General features: G+C 68.5%; 11 protein-coding genes. 7 read left to right on the top strand and 4 right to left on the bottom strand.

Translation table 11 applies throughout. The features are described from left to right. Window positions 1-255 precede the first annotated feature (255 nt). From PKA16_RS14165 to PKA16_RS14150, 4 genes are all read right to left on the bottom strand, one after another. A complete protein-coding gene (locus PKA16_RS14165; RefSeq protein ID WP_324404178.1) occupies window positions 256-2,421 on the bottom strand; it encodes a 3-hydroxyacyl-CoA dehydrogenase NAD-binding domain-containing protein in 2,166 nt (721 codons plus the stop codon). Window positions 2,422-2,518: 97 nt separating this feature from the next. After that, complete coding sequence (locus PKA16_RS14160; protein WP_324404177.1) at window positions 2,519-3,724, bottom strand: acetyl-CoA C-acetyltransferase; 1,206 nt, start codon at window positions 3,722-3,724, stop codon at window positions 2,519-2,521. A gap of 152 nt (window positions 3,725-3,876) precedes the next feature. Beyond that, window positions 3,877-6,636, bottom strand: a complete 2,760-nt coding sequence (locus PKA16_RS14155; RefSeq protein WP_324404176.1) for a glycoside hydrolase family 19 protein — start codon at window positions 6,634-6,636, stop codon at window positions 3,877-3,879. Between the two features lie 351 nt (window positions 6,637-6,987). Continuing rightward, window positions 6,988-7,791: a crotonase/enoyl-CoA hydratase family protein gene (locus PKA16_RS14150; RefSeq protein ID WP_324404175.1), complete on the bottom strand. Its 804-nt coding sequence runs from the start codon at window positions 7,789-7,791 to the stop codon at window positions 6,988-6,990. A gap of 117 nt (window positions 7,792-7,908) precedes the next feature. Between PKA16_RS14150 and PKA16_RS14145 the strand changes: the two genes are divergently transcribed. From PKA16_RS14145 to PKA16_RS14115, 7 genes are all read left to right on the top strand, one after another. Next, a complete protein-coding gene (locus PKA16_RS14145; RefSeq protein ID WP_324404174.1) occupies window positions 7,909-8,784 on the top strand; it encodes a branched-chain amino acid ABC transporter permease in 876 nt (291 codons plus the stop codon). Between the two features lie 9 nt (window positions 8,785-8,793). Further along, window positions 8,794-9,870: a branched-chain amino acid ABC transporter permease gene (locus tag PKA16_RS14140; protein WP_324404172.1), complete on the top strand. Its 1,077-nt coding sequence runs from the start codon at window positions 8,794-8,796 to the stop codon at window positions 9,868-9,870. 502 nt (window positions 9,871-10,372) lie between these two features. After that, window positions 10,373-11,194 (top strand): ABC transporter ATP-binding protein, encoded by an 822-nt coding sequence (locus tag PKA16_RS14135; protein ID WP_324404170.1) that lies wholly within the window; start codon window positions 10,373-10,375, stop codon window positions 11,192-11,194. Continuing rightward, window positions 11,191-11,964 (top strand): ABC transporter ATP-binding protein, encoded by a 774-nt coding sequence (locus PKA16_RS14130; RefSeq protein ID WP_324404168.1) that lies wholly within the window; start codon window positions 11,191-11,193, stop codon window positions 11,962-11,964. Before PKA16_RS14135 ends, PKA16_RS14130 begins: the two co-directional genes overlap by 4 nt. Before the next feature lie 277 nt (window positions 11,965-12,241). Next, a complete protein-coding gene (locus PKA16_RS14125) occupies window positions 12,242-14,101 on the top strand; it encodes an AMP-binding protein (protein ID WP_324404166.1) in 1,860 nt (619 codons plus the stop codon). A gap of 43 nt (window positions 14,102-14,144) precedes the next feature. Continuing rightward, window positions 14,145-15,314, top strand: coding sequence for an ABC transporter substrate-binding protein (locus PKA16_RS14120; RefSeq protein WP_324404164.1), 1,170 nt, complete (start codon window positions 14,145-14,147; stop codon window positions 15,312-15,314). A 46-nt stretch (window positions 15,315-15,360) separates the two neighbouring features. Further along, window positions 15,361-16,530 (top strand): ABC transporter substrate-binding protein, encoded by a 1,170-nt coding sequence (locus PKA16_RS14115; RefSeq protein ID WP_324404162.1) that lies wholly within the window; start codon window positions 15,361-15,363, stop codon window positions 16,528-16,530. Window positions 16,531-16,832: the final 302 nt, after the last annotated feature.

The raw sequence follows: 16,832 nt of genomic DNA, 5'->3' as shown, positions 1-16,832 counted from the left end.
TGGGACAACTTTACGCCTCGGTGGACTGAAAAGGTGGGTTGTTCAGGGTTTCCCTTGGCTATTTGAGGAACGACTGTAGGCAGTTGTGTCCGCCCGCCCCAGCGTGTTAACCCGTACCCAGTTCGGGTGACGAAACCCAGGCGGACCGCGTCCGAACGCCGTGCAAGCATGTGCGTTGTGCGCCTCGCATGAGGGAAAGTTTCCTGCAGAGCCCTTGACAGCAGCGTTGCGGCCAAGCCCATGGCCCAGAGGCCCTCACCAGCGCGGCTCGAACTTCCGGATGGCCGCGCGCGCAGCCTCGTCCAGCGCAAAACCCGCGCCGTGCGCGGCCGCCAGCTCGGCACAGCGCCGCTCGAAAGCCTCGATGCCCTGGCCGTAGATGAACTGCAGCGCGCCGCCGGTCCAGGCCGGAAAGCCGATGCCGAAGATGCTGCCGATGTTGGCGTCGTGCGCGCTGGTGAGCACGCCCTCGGCCAGGCAGCGCGCGGTCTCGACTGACTGGCGATACAGCAGGCGATCCTGGATCGCCTGCACGCTCCAGGCCACGTCCGGCCGCTCGAACAGTGACTTCAGCTCGGGCCACAGCTGCTTCTTCGCGCCCTGCGGATAGTCGTAGAAGCCGCCCCCGCCGGCACGGCCGGGGCGACCCAGCTCCTTGACCATGCGCTCGACCAGCCGTTCGCCGGGCGTGCTCTCGTAGGCCTTGCCCTCGGCCGCATGATCGGCGCGCGTCTGCTCGATCACGTGCACCGACAGCGTGAGCGCCGTCTCGTCGAGCACCGCCAGCGGGCCTACCGGCAGGCCGGCCTGCACGGCAGCGTTCTCGATCGCCGCGGCCGGAATGCCCTCGCCCAGCATGGCCGCGCCTTCCATCACGTAGGTGCCGAACGTCCGGCTGGTGTAGAAGCCGCGCGAGTCGCCCACCACGATGGGCAGCTTGCCCAGCGCCAGCACGTAGTCGTAGGCGCGCGCCACGGTCTCGTCATCGGTTTGCTTGCCGCGGATGATCTCGACCAGCTTCATCTTGTCCACCGGGCTGAAGAAGTGGATGCCGATGAACTTGCGCGCGTCGCGGCTGGCCTGCGCCAGGCCGCTGATGGGCAGCGTGCTGGTGTTGCTGGCGAAGAAGCCGCCATCGGCCAGCATGGGTTCGGCCTCCTGCGTCACCCGGGCCTTGAGCTCGCGGTTCTCGAACACGGCCTCGATGATGAGCTCGCAGCCCTTCAGGTCGGCGACGTCGGCCGTGGGCGTGATGCGATCCAGCAGCGCCTGCTGCTCCGGTGCGCTCATGCGGCCCTTCTCGACACGCTTCTGCGCCAGCTTCACGCTGTAGGCCTTGCCGTGTTCGGCCTTCTCCAGCGAGACGTCCTTCAGCACGGTGGCGATACCGCGGCTGGCCTGTGCCCAGGCGATGCCGGCCCCCATCATGCCGGCCCCCAGGATCCCGACCTTCTGCAGCTTCGAGCGCGGCACGCCGCGCGGGCGTGACTGGCCGCTCTTGATGGCGTTCAGGTCGAAGAAGAAGGTGTTGATCATGTTGCGCGCCACCGGGCCCGTCATCAGGCGGGCCAGGTAGCGGCTTTCGATGCGGGTGGCGGTGTCGTAGTCCACCTGCGCGCCCTCGACCATGGCCGAAAGCGCCGCCTCGGGCGCCGGGTAGCGGCCGTGCGTCTTCGTCGTCAGCATCGCGGGTGCGACCACCAGCGCACCGGCGATCTTCGGGCTGGCGGGCGTGCCGCCAGGGATCTTGTAGCCCTTGGCGTCCCAGGGCTGCTGGGCCTGCGGGTTGGCGGCAATCCAGGCCAGCGCCTGCGCGCGCAGCGTGGCGGCCGCGCCCTCGCCTGCCGGCACCAGCTCGCCAATCAGGCCCAGCGCCTGACCTTCGCGCGGGCCGAACAGCTTGCTTTCCATGATGTAGGGCTGGGCCCCCATCAAGCCGAGCAGACGCGTCATCTTGGTGATGCCGGTGGCGCCGGGGATCAGGCCCAGCGTCAGCTCGGGCAGGCCGAACTGCGCCTTGGCGTCATCGACGGCGATGCGGCGGTGGGCCACCAGGGCGAGCTCCCAGCCGCCCCCCAGCGCGCTGCCGTTCAGGCAGGCGACCACCGGAATGCCCAGCGTCTCGAGCGTGCGGAAGGCGCGCTTGACGCGCTCGATCCCGGCGTATACGGCCGGTGCATCGGCGGGCGCCAGGCGCATCACGCTTTTGAGGTCGGCGCCGGCAAAGAAGGTGCTCTTGGCCGAGGCGAGGATGACGCCCTGGAGCTTCTCCCTGTCCCTCAGCGCCTGCTCGGCCACCGCCACCATGTCATCCTGCCAGTCGGCGCACATGGTGTTGACGGGCGAATCCGGCTGGTCGAAGGTGATCGTCGCCACCGTGCCGCAGGCTTCCTCACTCAGTTCGTAGCGCAGGGTTTTCATGATCAGCATTGATTTGTGAGTGACCGGCGCTTGGTGGCCAAGCACCGGACGCCGGTTTGATTCAGACTCTCAGGCAGCCGCGGAGCGGCACCGGGGGTCATGTCTTCTCCACGATGGTGGCAATGCCCATGCCGCCGCCCACGCACAGAGTGGCGAGGCCGTAGCGCAGGCCGCGCCGGTGCAGTTCGTCGACCAGGGTGCCGAGGATCATGGCGCCAGTGGCACCGAGCGGGTGGCCCATGGCAATGGCACCGCCGTTGACGTTCACCTTCTCGTGCGGAACGTGCAGGTCCTTCATGAACTTCATCGGCACGGCGGCAAAGGCCTCATTGACCTCGAACAGGTCGATCTGGTCGATGGTCAGGCCGGCCCTCGCCAGGGCCTTGAGCGTCGCCGGCATCGGGCCCGTCAGCATGATGGTCGGGTCGGCGCCCGACAGGGCGGTGGCGACGATGCGCGCGCGCGGCGTCAGGCCATGCGTCTTGCCGGCCGCCTCGCTGCCGACCAGCACGGCGGCGGCGCCATCGACGATGCCCGACGAGTTGCCGGCATGGTGCACGTGCACGATGCGCTCGACCTGCGGGTAGCGCTCGAGCGCGACGGCATCGAAGCCCATGGCGCCGAGCTGCTCGAAGGAAGGCCGCAGCCCCGCCAGTGCCTCGACCGTGGTGCGGGGCTTGATGAATTCGTCCTCCTCCAGGATGAGCTGGCCGAGGAAGTCGGTCACGGGCACGATCGACCCGGCGAAATGGCCGGCCGCGCGCGCGGCGGCCGCGCGCTGCTGCGACGTGACGGCGAAGGCGTCGACATCCGCGCGCGAGAAGCCCTCCAGCGTGGCGATCAGGTCGGCGCCGATGCCCTGCGGCACGAAGCCGGTGGCGAAGCTGGTGGCCGGGTCCTGCGCCCAGGCGCCGCCGTCGGCACCGATCGGCACCCGGCTCATGCTCTCGACGCCGCCGGCGACCACCAGGTCTTCCCAGCCCGAGCGCACCTTCTGCGCCGCCAGGTTGACGGCCTCCAGGCCCGAGGCGCAGAAGCGGTTCACCTGCATGCCGGCGCAGCGCCAGTCCCAGCCGGCCTTGAGCGCCGCCACCTTGGGCAGGACCGAGCCCTGCTCGCCGATCGGAGAGACCACGCCCATCACCACGTCGTCGACCGCCGCGGTGTCCAGGTCGTGGCGGCGGCGCAAGGCCTCCAGCGTACCGGCCAGCAGGTCGACCGGCTTGACCTCGTGCAGGCTGCCGTCCTTCTTGCCCTTGCCGCGCGGCGTGCGGATGGCGTCGAATACAAAGGCTTCGGTCATGGCGGGCGACTCCTGGCGCATCGGAGGACACGGGAACGAACGCGAGTATAAGCATTGCTTCGAGCAAATGCTCTGCAAAAATCAACCGGGCCGGGGCGCCCGGCCGACGCGGCGCCCTGCCACCGGGAAGCCGGGGCGCCTGCCTCAGGCTGCTACAAGGTCTTGGTGCGCAGGTCGATCAGGCGCCGCTGGTCGCGCAGCGCCGACTCGGAGGTGTTGAACATGGGGGCGGCCGGCGCCACCGCGTCGCCCGCCAGGCCGGCGCGCGCCGGACGTGCCGCAGCAGCGGGCACGGACGCGCCACTGCCCGCCACGATGCGGCGGAAGGTGGCCACCACGGTGCGCTGGTCATCGTCGAAGTCGCCGTGGTGGCTGGCGCTGGAAGCCGAGAGCGAATCGGCCGGCTCGGTATTGGGCGCCAGCACCAGGTCGACCGCCAGCTCCCGCATCAGCGCGCGGTCGATGAAGCGCTCCATGCCGAGGATCGGCGCTCCGTCGCGGAAGAACGGGATGCGCGCCTTGTCCTCGAACGCATTGGACACCAGGTACAGCAGCGACTTGTTGTAGATGAGGCCGCAGTTGTCGTCCTGCTCGGCCTTGTCGGTGAGCGCGAAGATGGTCATCTGCTCGATACCCCGCGCCTGCAGCGCCGGCACGTAGTGCTGGTGGAACAGCTCGACGCGACAGGCCGGAGCCCACAGGGTGCAGGTCTTGACCGGGATGCCGCGCCGGCCGAGCAGGCCGACCAGCGGCGCCAGCAGGATCGAGCCGGCGCTGTGACCGACCAGGTGCACCTCGAGCCGCGGCAGCCGCTGGCGCAGCGCCTGCAGCTGGTCGGCCACCAGCGTCGCGGCGCAGCCCCTGGCACTGGCGGCCAGTGCGTTTTCCTTGATTTCGTCCCAGACGGACTTGCCGGTGAGCCCGCGCGCCAGGGGTTCCAGTGCGTCGTCCAGGCGGTCCAGCATGAAGTCCTTGGCGGCATCCAGCATGCCCTCGGGCTTGCGGCGACTGACCGCGTCGCGCAGGATGTTGGTGATCGTGGTCCAGTAGTCGGTGCGCCAGATGAAGGCCAGCGGGTAGACCTCGCCGCCCAGCAGCAACGGCCGGTATTCGGCCAGCCGCTGCACCGCGGCCTGCGCGCCGACCAGGCCGCCGTGTGCGTACAGCAGCACGCGCGGCACCGCCCAGCCCGCCGTGACACGCGGAATGTCCTCGACAAACACGCGCCGCAGTTCCTGCGGCGTGTTGCCATAGTCGCCGCCGGCCTTGAGCACGCCGTTGTTGCCGACGCTGACGATGTGCGGCCGCAGATCGGCGAAGGAATAGCCGGTGGACTGCGCCGCCGTGCGCGCATGGACCGCGGCGGTCGACTCCAGGCGCTGCAGCCTGACCGGCGCGCCCAGGCGCGCCACCCAGACGTCGGTGCCGTTTTCCAGCCAGTCGTCGTAGCTCAGCAGGGCGAAGCCGCCGCGCCCCCAGCCCGGGCCCCACGAGTTCTGGATCCAGAAGCCGCGCTCGTCGTAGGCCACGATGGCGAAGGCATGGCCGCCCAGGACCCGGCTGCTCTGCACGATCAGGCCGTCGGCGCCGACATGCGACCAGCCGTCGTGCACGCTGCAGGAGGCGTAGAGCACGCCGACCTCGGTGATGGCCGAATGCATGGCCACCAGGTCCTTGTGGTTCACGCGGAAGTACGCGCCCAGCGGGCGCTGCAGTGCATCGGCGACGCGCGCATCGTTCAGGCCGCCTTCCGAGGTTGCGGCCGCCTTCCCCGTGCGCCGCGCGCTCCGGCGCACCGGCGCGCGGCTCGGGTAGAGCGATTCGGCGCACACGCCGTGCTTGTGCCAGCCCTTCATGGCGCCGCGCGTACTGGAGCCCGAATAGTCCTCGCCCGGCCACTCGTCGTAGCGGCGCGCCAGGTCGTACATCATGCGCGGGCTCACCGGCGTCGGGTCGGGCACGACGCGCCGGCGCTGCAGCAGGTACTGCGCCACCGTGGCCAGGCCGTAACCGGTGCAGGCGCCCTCCGAGCCCTGGTCGAGGATCGGTACCTGCCAGTCCAGGTAGTCGCCCAGTGGCACATGGGTCGGCACCTCGACCAGGGTGGGCGTATACATCAGGTCGCGGAAATCCAGGGTGTCCGGCCGCACATCGAGGGTGCGGGGCAGCGCATCGGCGGCGGGCGACCGGCGCGTCCCGGCCGATGCACGACGCGGGCCCGGCGCCGGGTCGGGGGCGGCGTCCTCGGCTGCGTTCGACCGGTCCTGCGCGATGGCCTCCTGTCCGCGCGCCAGCATCACGGCGGCACGCCGGGTCCGCCGGGCACTCTGCGCCGGCGCATTGGCCGGGACGGCGGGAAAGCTGCCGGCCAGCACCTGCCGCGCCAGCGCGTACAGGCGCTCACGATCGGCCGCCCCATTCTGGCCGCCGTTGATGCGCTGCGTGATGTCCGTGAAGCGGTTCGCGTCGGCCAGCGCATTCAGGCCGTTGCGCGCCCAGAACAGCGCCGCGATCTCGAAGCCGACCTCGGGATCCGCGGCCAGCTCGGGTTGCTCCAGCAGGTCGAGGCCCAGCAGCTCGCCGTAGCGTGCGTAGTTGTCCCGGCCCGTGATCTGGATCGGTCCGCGCCCCTTGAAGCGCCGGCCGTCACCGGCCTGCGTGTTGCCCAGGCGCCGCGCCAGGTCGCCGGGCGGCTCGTAGCGGCGCTGCGCCGCGGTCGGACCCCAGAGCTCTTCCAGGAACTGCAGCTCGCCCGATTCGTGCCCGAGCTGGGCCAGGAAGGCGGCGGCGCGCCCCAGGTTGGCGTCGATCTGGTGCGCCTGCATGGCACGGTTCAGGGGCTCGAGGCATTGCGCGCGGCGGCGCGAAGACGCGTGGCGCATGATCTGCGCGAGCTGAAGGTCGGACAGCATGGCGGTCTCCTCGGCGTGCGCCGGATAGCTGGCGCATCGGGGAAGGCGCCAGCCGCGCGCAACGCTGCACAAAGCATAGCCGCCCAGCCGCGCGCGATCAATGGGGGTGCCTGGCCCGATCCGCGAGCGAGCCGCCGGCGGCCACGGCGCCGGCGCGGTCCGGGAATCGCACCGGCATCGGACGCGTGCGCATCCGAACGTGAGACTTGCAACGGATCCGTCCGGGCCGGCCGAGTGGTTTCACGGGGATTCGCCTTCGTGCATGACGCATGGCAAATGACAAGGCAGTTGCCTGCCTTCATGCGGGCCCCAGCCGATGCCATGCGCCGGGTTCGTGAGCGTCAGAGGGCATCAATTCCCCTCGCCGTGCCGCCCTGCCCCCGCGGCAAAGCGTGCCGCGCCGTCCAGCGCCGCGCCCAGGCATTGCCGGCCGCGCTCCCATTCGCGCTGCAGCGCCTGCGGCAGCGGCCAGTCCCACTGCGTGAGCGTGCTCATGCGGTCGGCGCGCAGGGTGTCCTGCGGAAACTCGGCCAGCTGCCGCGCCAGCGCCAGTGCTGCGGCGCGCGTCTGGCCCGCCGGCACCACCCGGTTGGCCAGGCCGATGGCGAGCGCCTCGGCGGCATCCACCCGGCGCCCGGTCAGGATCAGGTCGAGCGCGCGGCCCTGGCCGATCAGGCGCGGCAGGCGCACGGTGCCGCCGTCGATCAGCGGCACGCCAAAGCGCCGGCAGTAGACGCCGAAGTAGGCGTCCTCGGCCATCACGCGCAGGTCGCACCACAGCGCCAGCTCGGTGCCGCCGGCCACCGCGGCACCCTCGACCGCGGCGATGACGGGCTTGGACAGCAGCAGGCGCGAAGGACCCATCGGTCCGCGCGGCTGCCGATCGCTGGCGTCGAAGTCCAGGTCGGCCTGCAGATTCCGGATCGATGCGCCGTCGGCCGACGCCATGCGTGCGCCGGACTTCAAGTCCCAGCCGGCGCAGAAATGGCCGTGGGCGCCATGCAGGACCGCGACGCGGGCTCCGGCATCGGCCTCGAAGGCGATGAACGCCCGGTGCAGGGCCAGCGCGGTGTCATGATCCACCGCATTGCGCACGTCCGGGCGCTGCAGGGTCACGATGGTGACGGGGCCGTCGGCGTCGATGTCGATGTTCATGCGGTACTCCAGAGGGGTGCTGCCGGTAGGCGGATCAGGGTTTGCCGGGGATGCGCAGAACCGACAAGCTCGCTAGAGTCTCTCCGGTTTTGGCAATGTTCAGCAAGCAGGAATCGAGTGCAGTTTGTCCAACTGGTGATCAGCGGAGTGGCGCAGGGCTGCATCTACGGCCTGATCGCGCTGGGTTTCGTGCTGATCTACAAGGCCACCGAGATCGTCAACTTCGCCCAGGGCGAACTGATGATGCTGGGCGCTTTCTGCGCGCTGGCGGGGATGGCCTGGCTCGGTTTTCCGTTCTGGCTGGCGGTGCTGGCCACGCTGGCGGCCATGGCGCTGTTCGGGCTGCTGCTGGAACGCGCGCTGATCCGGCCGATCCTGGGCGAGCCGGCCTTCTCCATTGTCATGCTGACGTTCGGCATCGGCTACGTGGCGCGCGGCGCGGTCACCATGATCCCAGGCATCGGCACCGAGACGCACACCCTGGCGGTGCCCTACCAGGGCCAGGTGCTGGAACTCGGCGCGCTGGTGCTGAGCGCCGAGCACCTGGCGGTGATCGTGGTCACGGCCGTGCTGTGCGCGGTGCTGTACGCGCTGTTCGGCTACAGCAAGGTCGGCATCGCCATGCAGGCGACGTCGCAGAACCAGCTCGCCGCCTACTACATGGGGATCCCGGTCAAGCGCATCAACGGCCTGGTGTGGGCGCTGGCGGCGCTGGTGGCGGCGGTGGCCGGCATCCTGCTGGCGCCGATCACCTTCGTGCACGCCAACATGGGCTTCATCGGCCTGAAGGCGTTTCCAGCCGCGGTGGTGGGCGGCTTCGGCAGCCTGCCCGGCGCCATCGTCGGCGGGCTGATCATCGGCGTCATCGAGTCGCTGTCGGGCTTCTACCTGCCCGAGGGCTTCAAGGACACCGCCGCCTACATCGTCGTGCTGATCATGCTGGTGATCCGGCCCAACGGCCTGTTCGGCGAGCGGCTGATGAAAAAGGTGTAGGACCCGGCCGTGCGTTTCATCTTCAAGACCAGCTACGCGCAGGACATCCGCCTGGCCAAGCACGGGGGCCACGTGTTCTGGTACTCGGCGCTGCTGCTGGCGCTGCTCGCCGCGCCCTGGCTGATCGACGAGTACTGGCTGGCACAGCTGACCTTCGTGCTGATCTACGGCATCGCCGGCCTGGGCCTGATGCTGCTGACGGGCTTCACCGGCCAGTTCTCGATCGGCCATGCCGCCTTCCTGGGCGTGGGCGCCTACACCGAGGCGGTGCTGACCAATGCCGGGTGGCCGTTCCCCCTGGCGATGGCGTGCGCGGCGCTGCTGGCGGCGGCGGTGGGCGTGGTGATCGCGCTGCCGGCGCTGCGCGTCAAGGGCATCTACCTGGCCATTGCCACCCTGGCCTTCGGCTTCATCGTCGAGGAGGTGCTGGCGCGCTGGGAGAGCGTGACCGGCGGCAACGCCGGCCTGAGCCTGGGGCCGCCGGCCATCGGCGACTGGCAGATCGACTCCAGCGCCGGTTTCTACTTCATCTGCCTAGTGATCGCGGTGGCCGCGACGCTGGGGCTGCTGAACCTGCTGCGGGCGCCGACCGGGCGCGCCTTCGTCGCCATCCGCGATTCGGAGATCTCGGCCCAGAGCATGGGCGTGTACCTGGCCTGGTACAAGACGCTGGCGTTTGCCGTGTCGGCCGCGCTCACCGGGCTGGCGGGCGCGCTGTACGCACACAAGCTGATGTTCATGTCGCCCGAGCAGTTCGACATCATCCAGTCGATCGACCTGCTGCTGCTGGTGGTGATCGGCGGCCTGGGTTCGGTGCACGGGGCCTTCCTGGGCGCGATGTTCCTGATCGGCATGCCGCAGGTGATCGCGCTCGGCAAGGATCACCTGCCGGATGTGATCGGCCAGGCGCCCGGCCTGCAGACCCTGGTCTACGGCCTGGTGCTGATCGGCTTCGTGCTGTTCGAGCCGATGGGCCTGTACGGCCGCTGGCTGAAGATCCGTACCTGGCTGCAGCTCTTTCCCTTCTACCGGCGCGGCATGTTCAAGCGGCAGAAGTCGTTCCAGAAATCGGACAGACTGAAATGACCCCCCTGAGTCGCTGCGCGCCTTCCCCCCTGCAAGGGGGGACAACGCCGATGCCCGGTACAAGCCCGGGCATGGCGTTCGCTGGCTTGGCGGACTCCGCCGCGATCACCAGTCAAATACGGGTCGGTGCTTGGAAACGCAAGGGCCGAGCGCAGCGATGGCCCGTCGGAGCTCCCCCCTGTGGCTGCGCCTGCGGCGCGAGGCTTGCGGGGTGGCGCGGGCAGCGCAGCATGCACGCGCTTCGTGGTCTGACTCGCTGCGGTTGTCTGAACGCAGCGCCGCAGGCGCGCAGTGAGTTCCGCAGCGCACCCCGCAAATCTTGTGACGCAGGTCTGCCCCGCAGCGCAGCGGAGGGGTCGCAGACTTGGGGTCGCCTTTTCTTTGCCTACTTTCTTTTGGCGACGCAAAAGAAAGTAGGTGCGCTGCCGGGCGCACATCCCGGCCGACCACCCCAGCAGCACCCATCGCCGGCCATCCACACGAAAGCAGGCCAACAGGAACCATGAGCAACGCCCTGCTTTCCGCAAAAAACCTCAGCGTCCGCTTCGGCGGCGTGCTGGCGGTCGACGACGTCAGCTTCGACGTGCAGGCGGGCGAGGTGTTCACCCTGATCGGCCCCAACGGCGCCGGCAAGACCACGGTGTTCAACCTGATCAGCCGCATCTACCAGCCCACCAGCGGCAGCATCGACTACGCCGGCCCGGCGGGCACGGTGCGCCTGACGGCGCAGCCGCCGCACCAGATCGCGGCACTGGGCATCGCACGCACGTTCCAGAACATCGAGCTGTTCGAGCACGCCAGCGTGCTGCACAACCTGCTGATCGGCCACCACACGCACCGGCGCACCGGCTTCTGGAGCGACCTGCTGTTCACGCCCCGGGCGCGCGCGGCCGAGCTGGAGGCGCGCGAGCGCGTCGAGCGCGTGATCGACCTGCTCGACCTGCAGCACCATCGCGACGCACTGGTGGCCGGCCTGCCCTACGGCGTGCGCAAGGTGGTGGAGCTGGCGCGCGCCCTGTGCACCGAGCCGCGCCTGCTGCTGCTGGACGAACCCTCGTCGGGCCTGAACGTCGAGGAAACCGACGACATGGGCTTCTGGATCCAGGACATCGTGCGCGACCTGGGCATCACCGTGCTGATGGTGGAGCACGACATGACCCTGGTATCGCGCGTCTCCGACCGCGTGCTGGCCATGAGCCAGGGCCAGGTGCTGGCGCTGGGCACGCCGGCCGAGGTGCAGGCCGACCCGAAGGTGGTCGAGGCCTACCTGGGCACGGTGGATGACGTGGCCTCGCTGCGCCGGCCAGCCGAGGAGACTCCATGACCGAGCCGGTGCTGCAGCTCGCCAACGTCGAGAGCTCGTACGGGCCGATCAAGGCCATCCGCGGCGTCAGCCTGCAGGTCGGGCGCGGCCAGGTGGTCACCGTGCTGGGCAGCAACGGCGCGGGCAAGAGCACCATCCTGAAGACCATCTCCGGCATCATCGACCCGGGCAAGGGCACGGTGCACTTCAAGGGCGAGGACATCACCGCCCGCGACCCGGCGCTGATCGTGCGCAAGGGCCTGTCGCACGTGCCCGAGGGGCGCGAGGTGTTCCCTCTGCTGTCGGTGCGCGACAACCTGCTGATGGGTGCCTACACGCGCGGTGATCGCGACGGCGTGGCGCGCGACATGGAGCAGGTCTATGCCTACTTCCCGATCCTGAAGGAGCGCTCGGCGCAGGACGCCGGACTGCTGTCGGGCGGCCAGCAGCAGATGCTGGCGATCAGCCGCGCGCTGATGGCCCGGCCCGAGATGATCCTGCTGGACGAGCCGAGTCTCGGCCTGTCGCCGCGCCTGACCAAGGAGATCTTCGAGATCGTGGTACGCATCAACCGCGAGCGCGGCACCACCATGCTGCTGGTGGAGCAGAACGCCAACATGGCCCTCAACGCCGCCGACTATGGCTACGTCCTGGAGAACGGCCGCATCGTGATGGAGGACAGCTGCGCGCGCCTGCGCGAGAAGGAAGACATCAAGGAGTTCTACCTCGGCATGAAGGACGCCGGCGTGCGCGGCGAGCGGCGCTGGAAGAAGAAGAAGACATGGCGATGAACGAATCCATGGAACACCACTTGAGCGTCGCCGGGCCGTCCCAAGACGCGAGGGCCCCCTCGGGGGGCAGCGCACCACGCGCAGCGGGGGAGCGTGGGGGCCAGATCTTGAGCGTCGCCGGGCCGTCCCAAGACGCGAGGGCCCCCTCGGGGGGCAGCGCACCACGCGCAGCGGGGGAGCGTGGGGGCCAGATCTTGAGCGTCGCCGGGCCGCCCCAAGACGCGAGGGCCCCCTCGGGGGACAGCGAAGCCAACGAAGTGGCGAGCGTGGGGGTCTGATGTCCAACCTCTGGGATCTCTCCGGCATCCGCCCGCGCACCGACGTGGTGATCGCGGGCGACACCATCGCCGCCATGTTCTGGAACGCCGTCGCCGAACGCGGCCCGAAGGTGTGGCTGCGCGAGAAGGACCTGGGCATCTGGAACAGCTGGACCTGGGCGCAGGTCGGCGAAGCGGTGGCCGAGATCGCCGGCGGCCTGATGAGCCTGGGCTTTGCCGCCGGGCAGACCGCGTCCATACTGTCCAACACCGAGGTCGAGTGGGTGCTGTCGGACCTGGCCGTGCTGTCCTGCGGCGGCATCGCCAACGGCATCTACCCGACCGACGCGCCGGTGCAGGTGCATTACCTGTGCGAGGACTCGGGGACGCGCTTCCTGTTCGTCGAGGATGAAGAGCAGCTCGACAAGGCACTCGAAGTGCGCGAACGCCTGCCGCTGCTGGCCAAGGTCATCGTGTTCGACATGAAGGGCCTGCGCGACCTGGACGATGAAGGCGTGATGAGCCTGGACGCGCTGCGCGAACTGGGCCGTGCCTACAACCAGCGCCACCCGCAGGAACTGCAGCGGCGCGTGGCCGCGTGCAAGCCCGATGACGTCGCGATCCTCGTCTACACCTCGGGCACCACCGGCAAGCCCAAGGGCGCCATGCACACCCATGCCGGCCTGGTCCACACGGCGCGCGGCTACAACACCCTGATTGCACGCGGCGAGACCGACGAATGCATGGCCTTCCTGCCGCTGTGCCACATCGCCGAGCGCATGGGCGGCGAGTACTACGCGCTCTACACCGGCTCGCGGCTGAACTTCGTCGAGAACCCCGACACCGTGCCCGAGAACGTGCGCGAGATCGCGCCCACGGTGTTCGTCGCCGTGCCGCGCGTGTGGGAGAAGTTCTATTCCGGCGTCACCATCGCGCTGAAGGAAAGCACGCGCCTGCAGCAGGTGGCCTACGCCTGGGCCATCGGCGTCGGCCGCCGCATCGCCGACCTCGTGCTGGCGGGACAGCCGGTCCCCGGCTTGCTGAAGATCAAGTTCCGTCTCGCGCGCTGGCTGGCGCTGGACAACGTGCGCAAGCTGATCGGCATCCACCGCGCGCGCTACCTGGTCACCGGTGCAGCGCCGATCTCGCCCGAGCTGATCAAGTGGTACCTGTCGCTGGGCGTGCCGATGCTCGAGGTCTGGGGCATGACGGAAACCTGCGGCGCCTCCACCGGCATGCCGGTGGATCGCATCAAGCCGGGCTCGATCGGGCCCGCGGCCGACTTCAACCAGGTGCGGCTCGACCCGGAGACGGGCGAGATCCAGGTCCGGGGCCGCAACGTCTTTGCCGGCTACCTGAACCTGCCCGAGAAGACCGCCGAGACCTTCACCGCCGACGGCTGGCTGCGCACCGGTGACGTCGGCACCGTGGACGAGGACGGGTTCTTTCGCATCGTCGATCGCATGAAGGACATCATCATCACCGCGGGCGGCAAGAACATCACGCCCAGCGAGATCGAGAACGAGCTCAAGTTCAGCCCCTACATCACCGACGCGGTGGTGATCGGCGACCAGCGACCGTACCTCACCACCATCATCATGATCGACCAGGAGAACGTCGAGAAGTACGCTCAGGATCATGACGTGCCGTTCTCCAACTACGCCAGCCTGACGCGTGCACCCGAGGTGCAGGCGCTGATCCAGGGCGTGATCGACGAGGTCAACCAGAAGTTCGCGCGCGTCGAGCAGATCAAGAAATTCTTCCTGCTCGACACCCAGCTCACCGCCGAAGACGAGGAGCTGACGCCCACCATGAAGCTCAAGCGCAAGCTGATCGAAAGCAAGTACGCGGCCCGGATCGAAGCCATGTACAAGGCCTGAACCCTTCATCGATGTTGTCTGTCAACCCTGCCAGGAGATCCCCATGAGACTTCGAACCAAGCTTCTGACCCTGGCCAGCGCGCTGGCCCTGACCGTTGGCACGCCCGCCCTGGCCCAGTCCCAGGGGGTCGCCAAGGACACGCTCACCATCGGCACCATCCAGGACCTGTCCGGCCCGGCGGTCGGCCTGTCCAAGCCGGCGCTGGAAGGCATGCAGCTGCGCGTGGACGAGATCAACGAGCAGGGCGGCATCAACGGCCGCAAGCTGGTGCTGAAGGTCGAGGACTCGGGCTACGACCCCAAGCGGGCCGTGCTGGCGGCGCAGAAGCTGGTTGACCAGGACAAGATCTTCGCCATGGTCGGCCACCTGGGCACGCCACAGAACATCGCCACCTTCCCGGTGCTGTTTCGCAAGAACGTGATCAGCTTCATGCCCCTGAGCGCCGGACGCCAGATGTACGAACCGCTGAACCGCCTGACCTACTCGTTCATCGCGCCCTACTACGACCAGATGCGCATCGCGGCGCCCCGGCTCGCCAGGGAAAAGGGCGCCAGCAAGCCCTGCGTGATCTACCAGGACGACGATTTCGGGCAGGAAGTGCTCAAGGGCGCCGAAGACGGCCTGAAGGCCGCCGGCATGGATCTGGTGGAAAAGACCAGCTACAAGCGCGGCGCCACCGACTTCTCGTCCCAGGTCGCGAAGATGAAGTCCGCCGGCTGCGACTTCGTCGTGCTGGGCACCATCATCCGCGAGACCGTGGGCACCGTCGCCACCGCGCGCAAGAGCGGCTTCAACCCGACCTTCCTGGCATCCGCCGCGGCCTACATCAACGCCGTGCCCAAGCTCGGCGGCGCCGCCATGGAAGGCATCTACATCGCCATGACCGCGCAGGCGCCCTACACCGACTCGAGCGAGCAGCCGATCCGCTTCTGGGCCAACAAGTACAAGACCAGGTACGACAAGGATCCCGACACCTTCTCGGTGGTCGGCTACACCGTCATGGACGCCTTCATCCGCGTGGCGCAGAAGGCAGGTGGCAACCTGACCACCGATTCGTTCATCCGCGCCATGGAAGGCATGACCTTTCCGACCGACATCTTCGGCAACCCGGAAATGAGCTTCTCGGCCACCAAGCACCTGGGCAGCGACGCCGCGCGTCTGTCGCAGGTCCAGAACGGCAAGTGGGTCGTGGTTTCCGAATACTTCCACTGAGCCTCTTCCGCCTTTCCCGGTCGATTTTCCATCCAGGAGACACACCATGAAACCAGGCATCGCCCTCTCTGCTCTGGCTGCCGTCGGCGCACTGGCGCTGACCACGCCCGCGCTGGCCCAGCAGGGGGTCAGCAAGGACAGCATCACCATCGCCACCATCCAGGACCTGTCCGGCCCGCTGGCCGGCTTTGGCAAGCAGGCGCGCAACGGCATGCAGCTGCGCGTCGACGAGATCAACGAGCAGGGCGGCATCAACGGCCGCAAGCTGGTGTTCAAGGCCGAGGACTCGGGCTACGACCCCAAGCGCGCCGTGCTGGCGGCGCAGAAGCTGGTGAACCAGGACAAGGTCTTTGCCATCGTCGGGCACATCGGCACCGCCGCCAACGTCGCCACCTTCCCGGTGCTGTTCCCGAAGAAGGTGATCAACTTCTACCCGCTCACGGGCGCGCGCGAGATGTTCGAGGAGCCGAACCGCCACTACAAGTTCGCCTTCAGCGTGCCCTACTACGACCAGGCACGCACCGGCACGCCGCGGCTGGTGAAGGAAAAGGGCGCCCAGAAGGTGTGCGCCATCTACCAGGATGACGAGTTCGGCCTGGAGGTGCTGCGCGGCGCCGAGGAGGGTCTGAAGACCATCGGCATGGCCATGACCGAGAAGACCAGCTACAAGCGCGGCGCCACCGACTTCTCCTCACAGGTCGCCAAGATGAAGGCCGCCGGCTGCGACTTCGTCGTCCTGGGCACGGTGATCCGCGAGACCGTCGGCACCATCGCCGAGTCGCGCAAGACCGGCTTCAACCCGACCTTCCTGGGCACCACCGCCGCCTACACCGACCTGATCCACAAGCTGGGCGGCAAGGCCATGGACGGCCTCTACGCCACCATGGCGGTGCAGGTGCCCTACCTCGACGAAGCCTCGCAGCCGATCCGTTTCTGGGCCAACAAGTACAAGACCAGGTTCAACGAGGATCCGGGCGTGTTCTCGGTCTATGGCTACGAGATCATGGACAACTTCATCCAGGGCGCCCAGCGTGCCGGTGCCAACCTGAACCCGGAGAGCTTCATCAAGGCCATGATCAGCGCGCCGATCGAATCCGACATGTTCGGCAGCGACACCCTGAAATACACCGAAACCAACCGCCTCGGCACCGAGCGCTCGCGCCTGTCGCAGATCCAGGACGGCCGCTGGAAGCCGGTGAGCGACTACTTCAAGTAGGGGCAACGCTGAACAAGTCCCTCGCGCGCTGCGCATCCCTGCCTGTGGCGGTCTGCGACGTCGCAAATGCTCGCAATAGCGACAGCTATTGCTGCGCTTCGCGCCTTGCATCCCATCCCCATGCAGGGCGCGCCGCATCACGGTGACTTGTTCAGCGTCGCCCAAGCCGCCCCATCATCCGATGGACGAAAGCCGCCTGCGGGCGGCTTTTTTTCTGATCCAGTTGCTGGAGACGCTGCGCATGAAACTGAACCGGTCCCCCTTTGATGGACGCCAAGAAGCCACGATGAGCGTTATCCACG

The sequence above is a fragment of the Ottowia sp. genome (assembly GCF_035325765.1).
Lineage (GTDB): Bacteria > Pseudomonadota > Gammaproteobacteria > Burkholderiales > Burkholderiaceae_C > Ottowia.
Note: the sequence above shows the minus strand (reverse complement) of the source record. Positions and strands in the feature narration are given on the sequence as shown.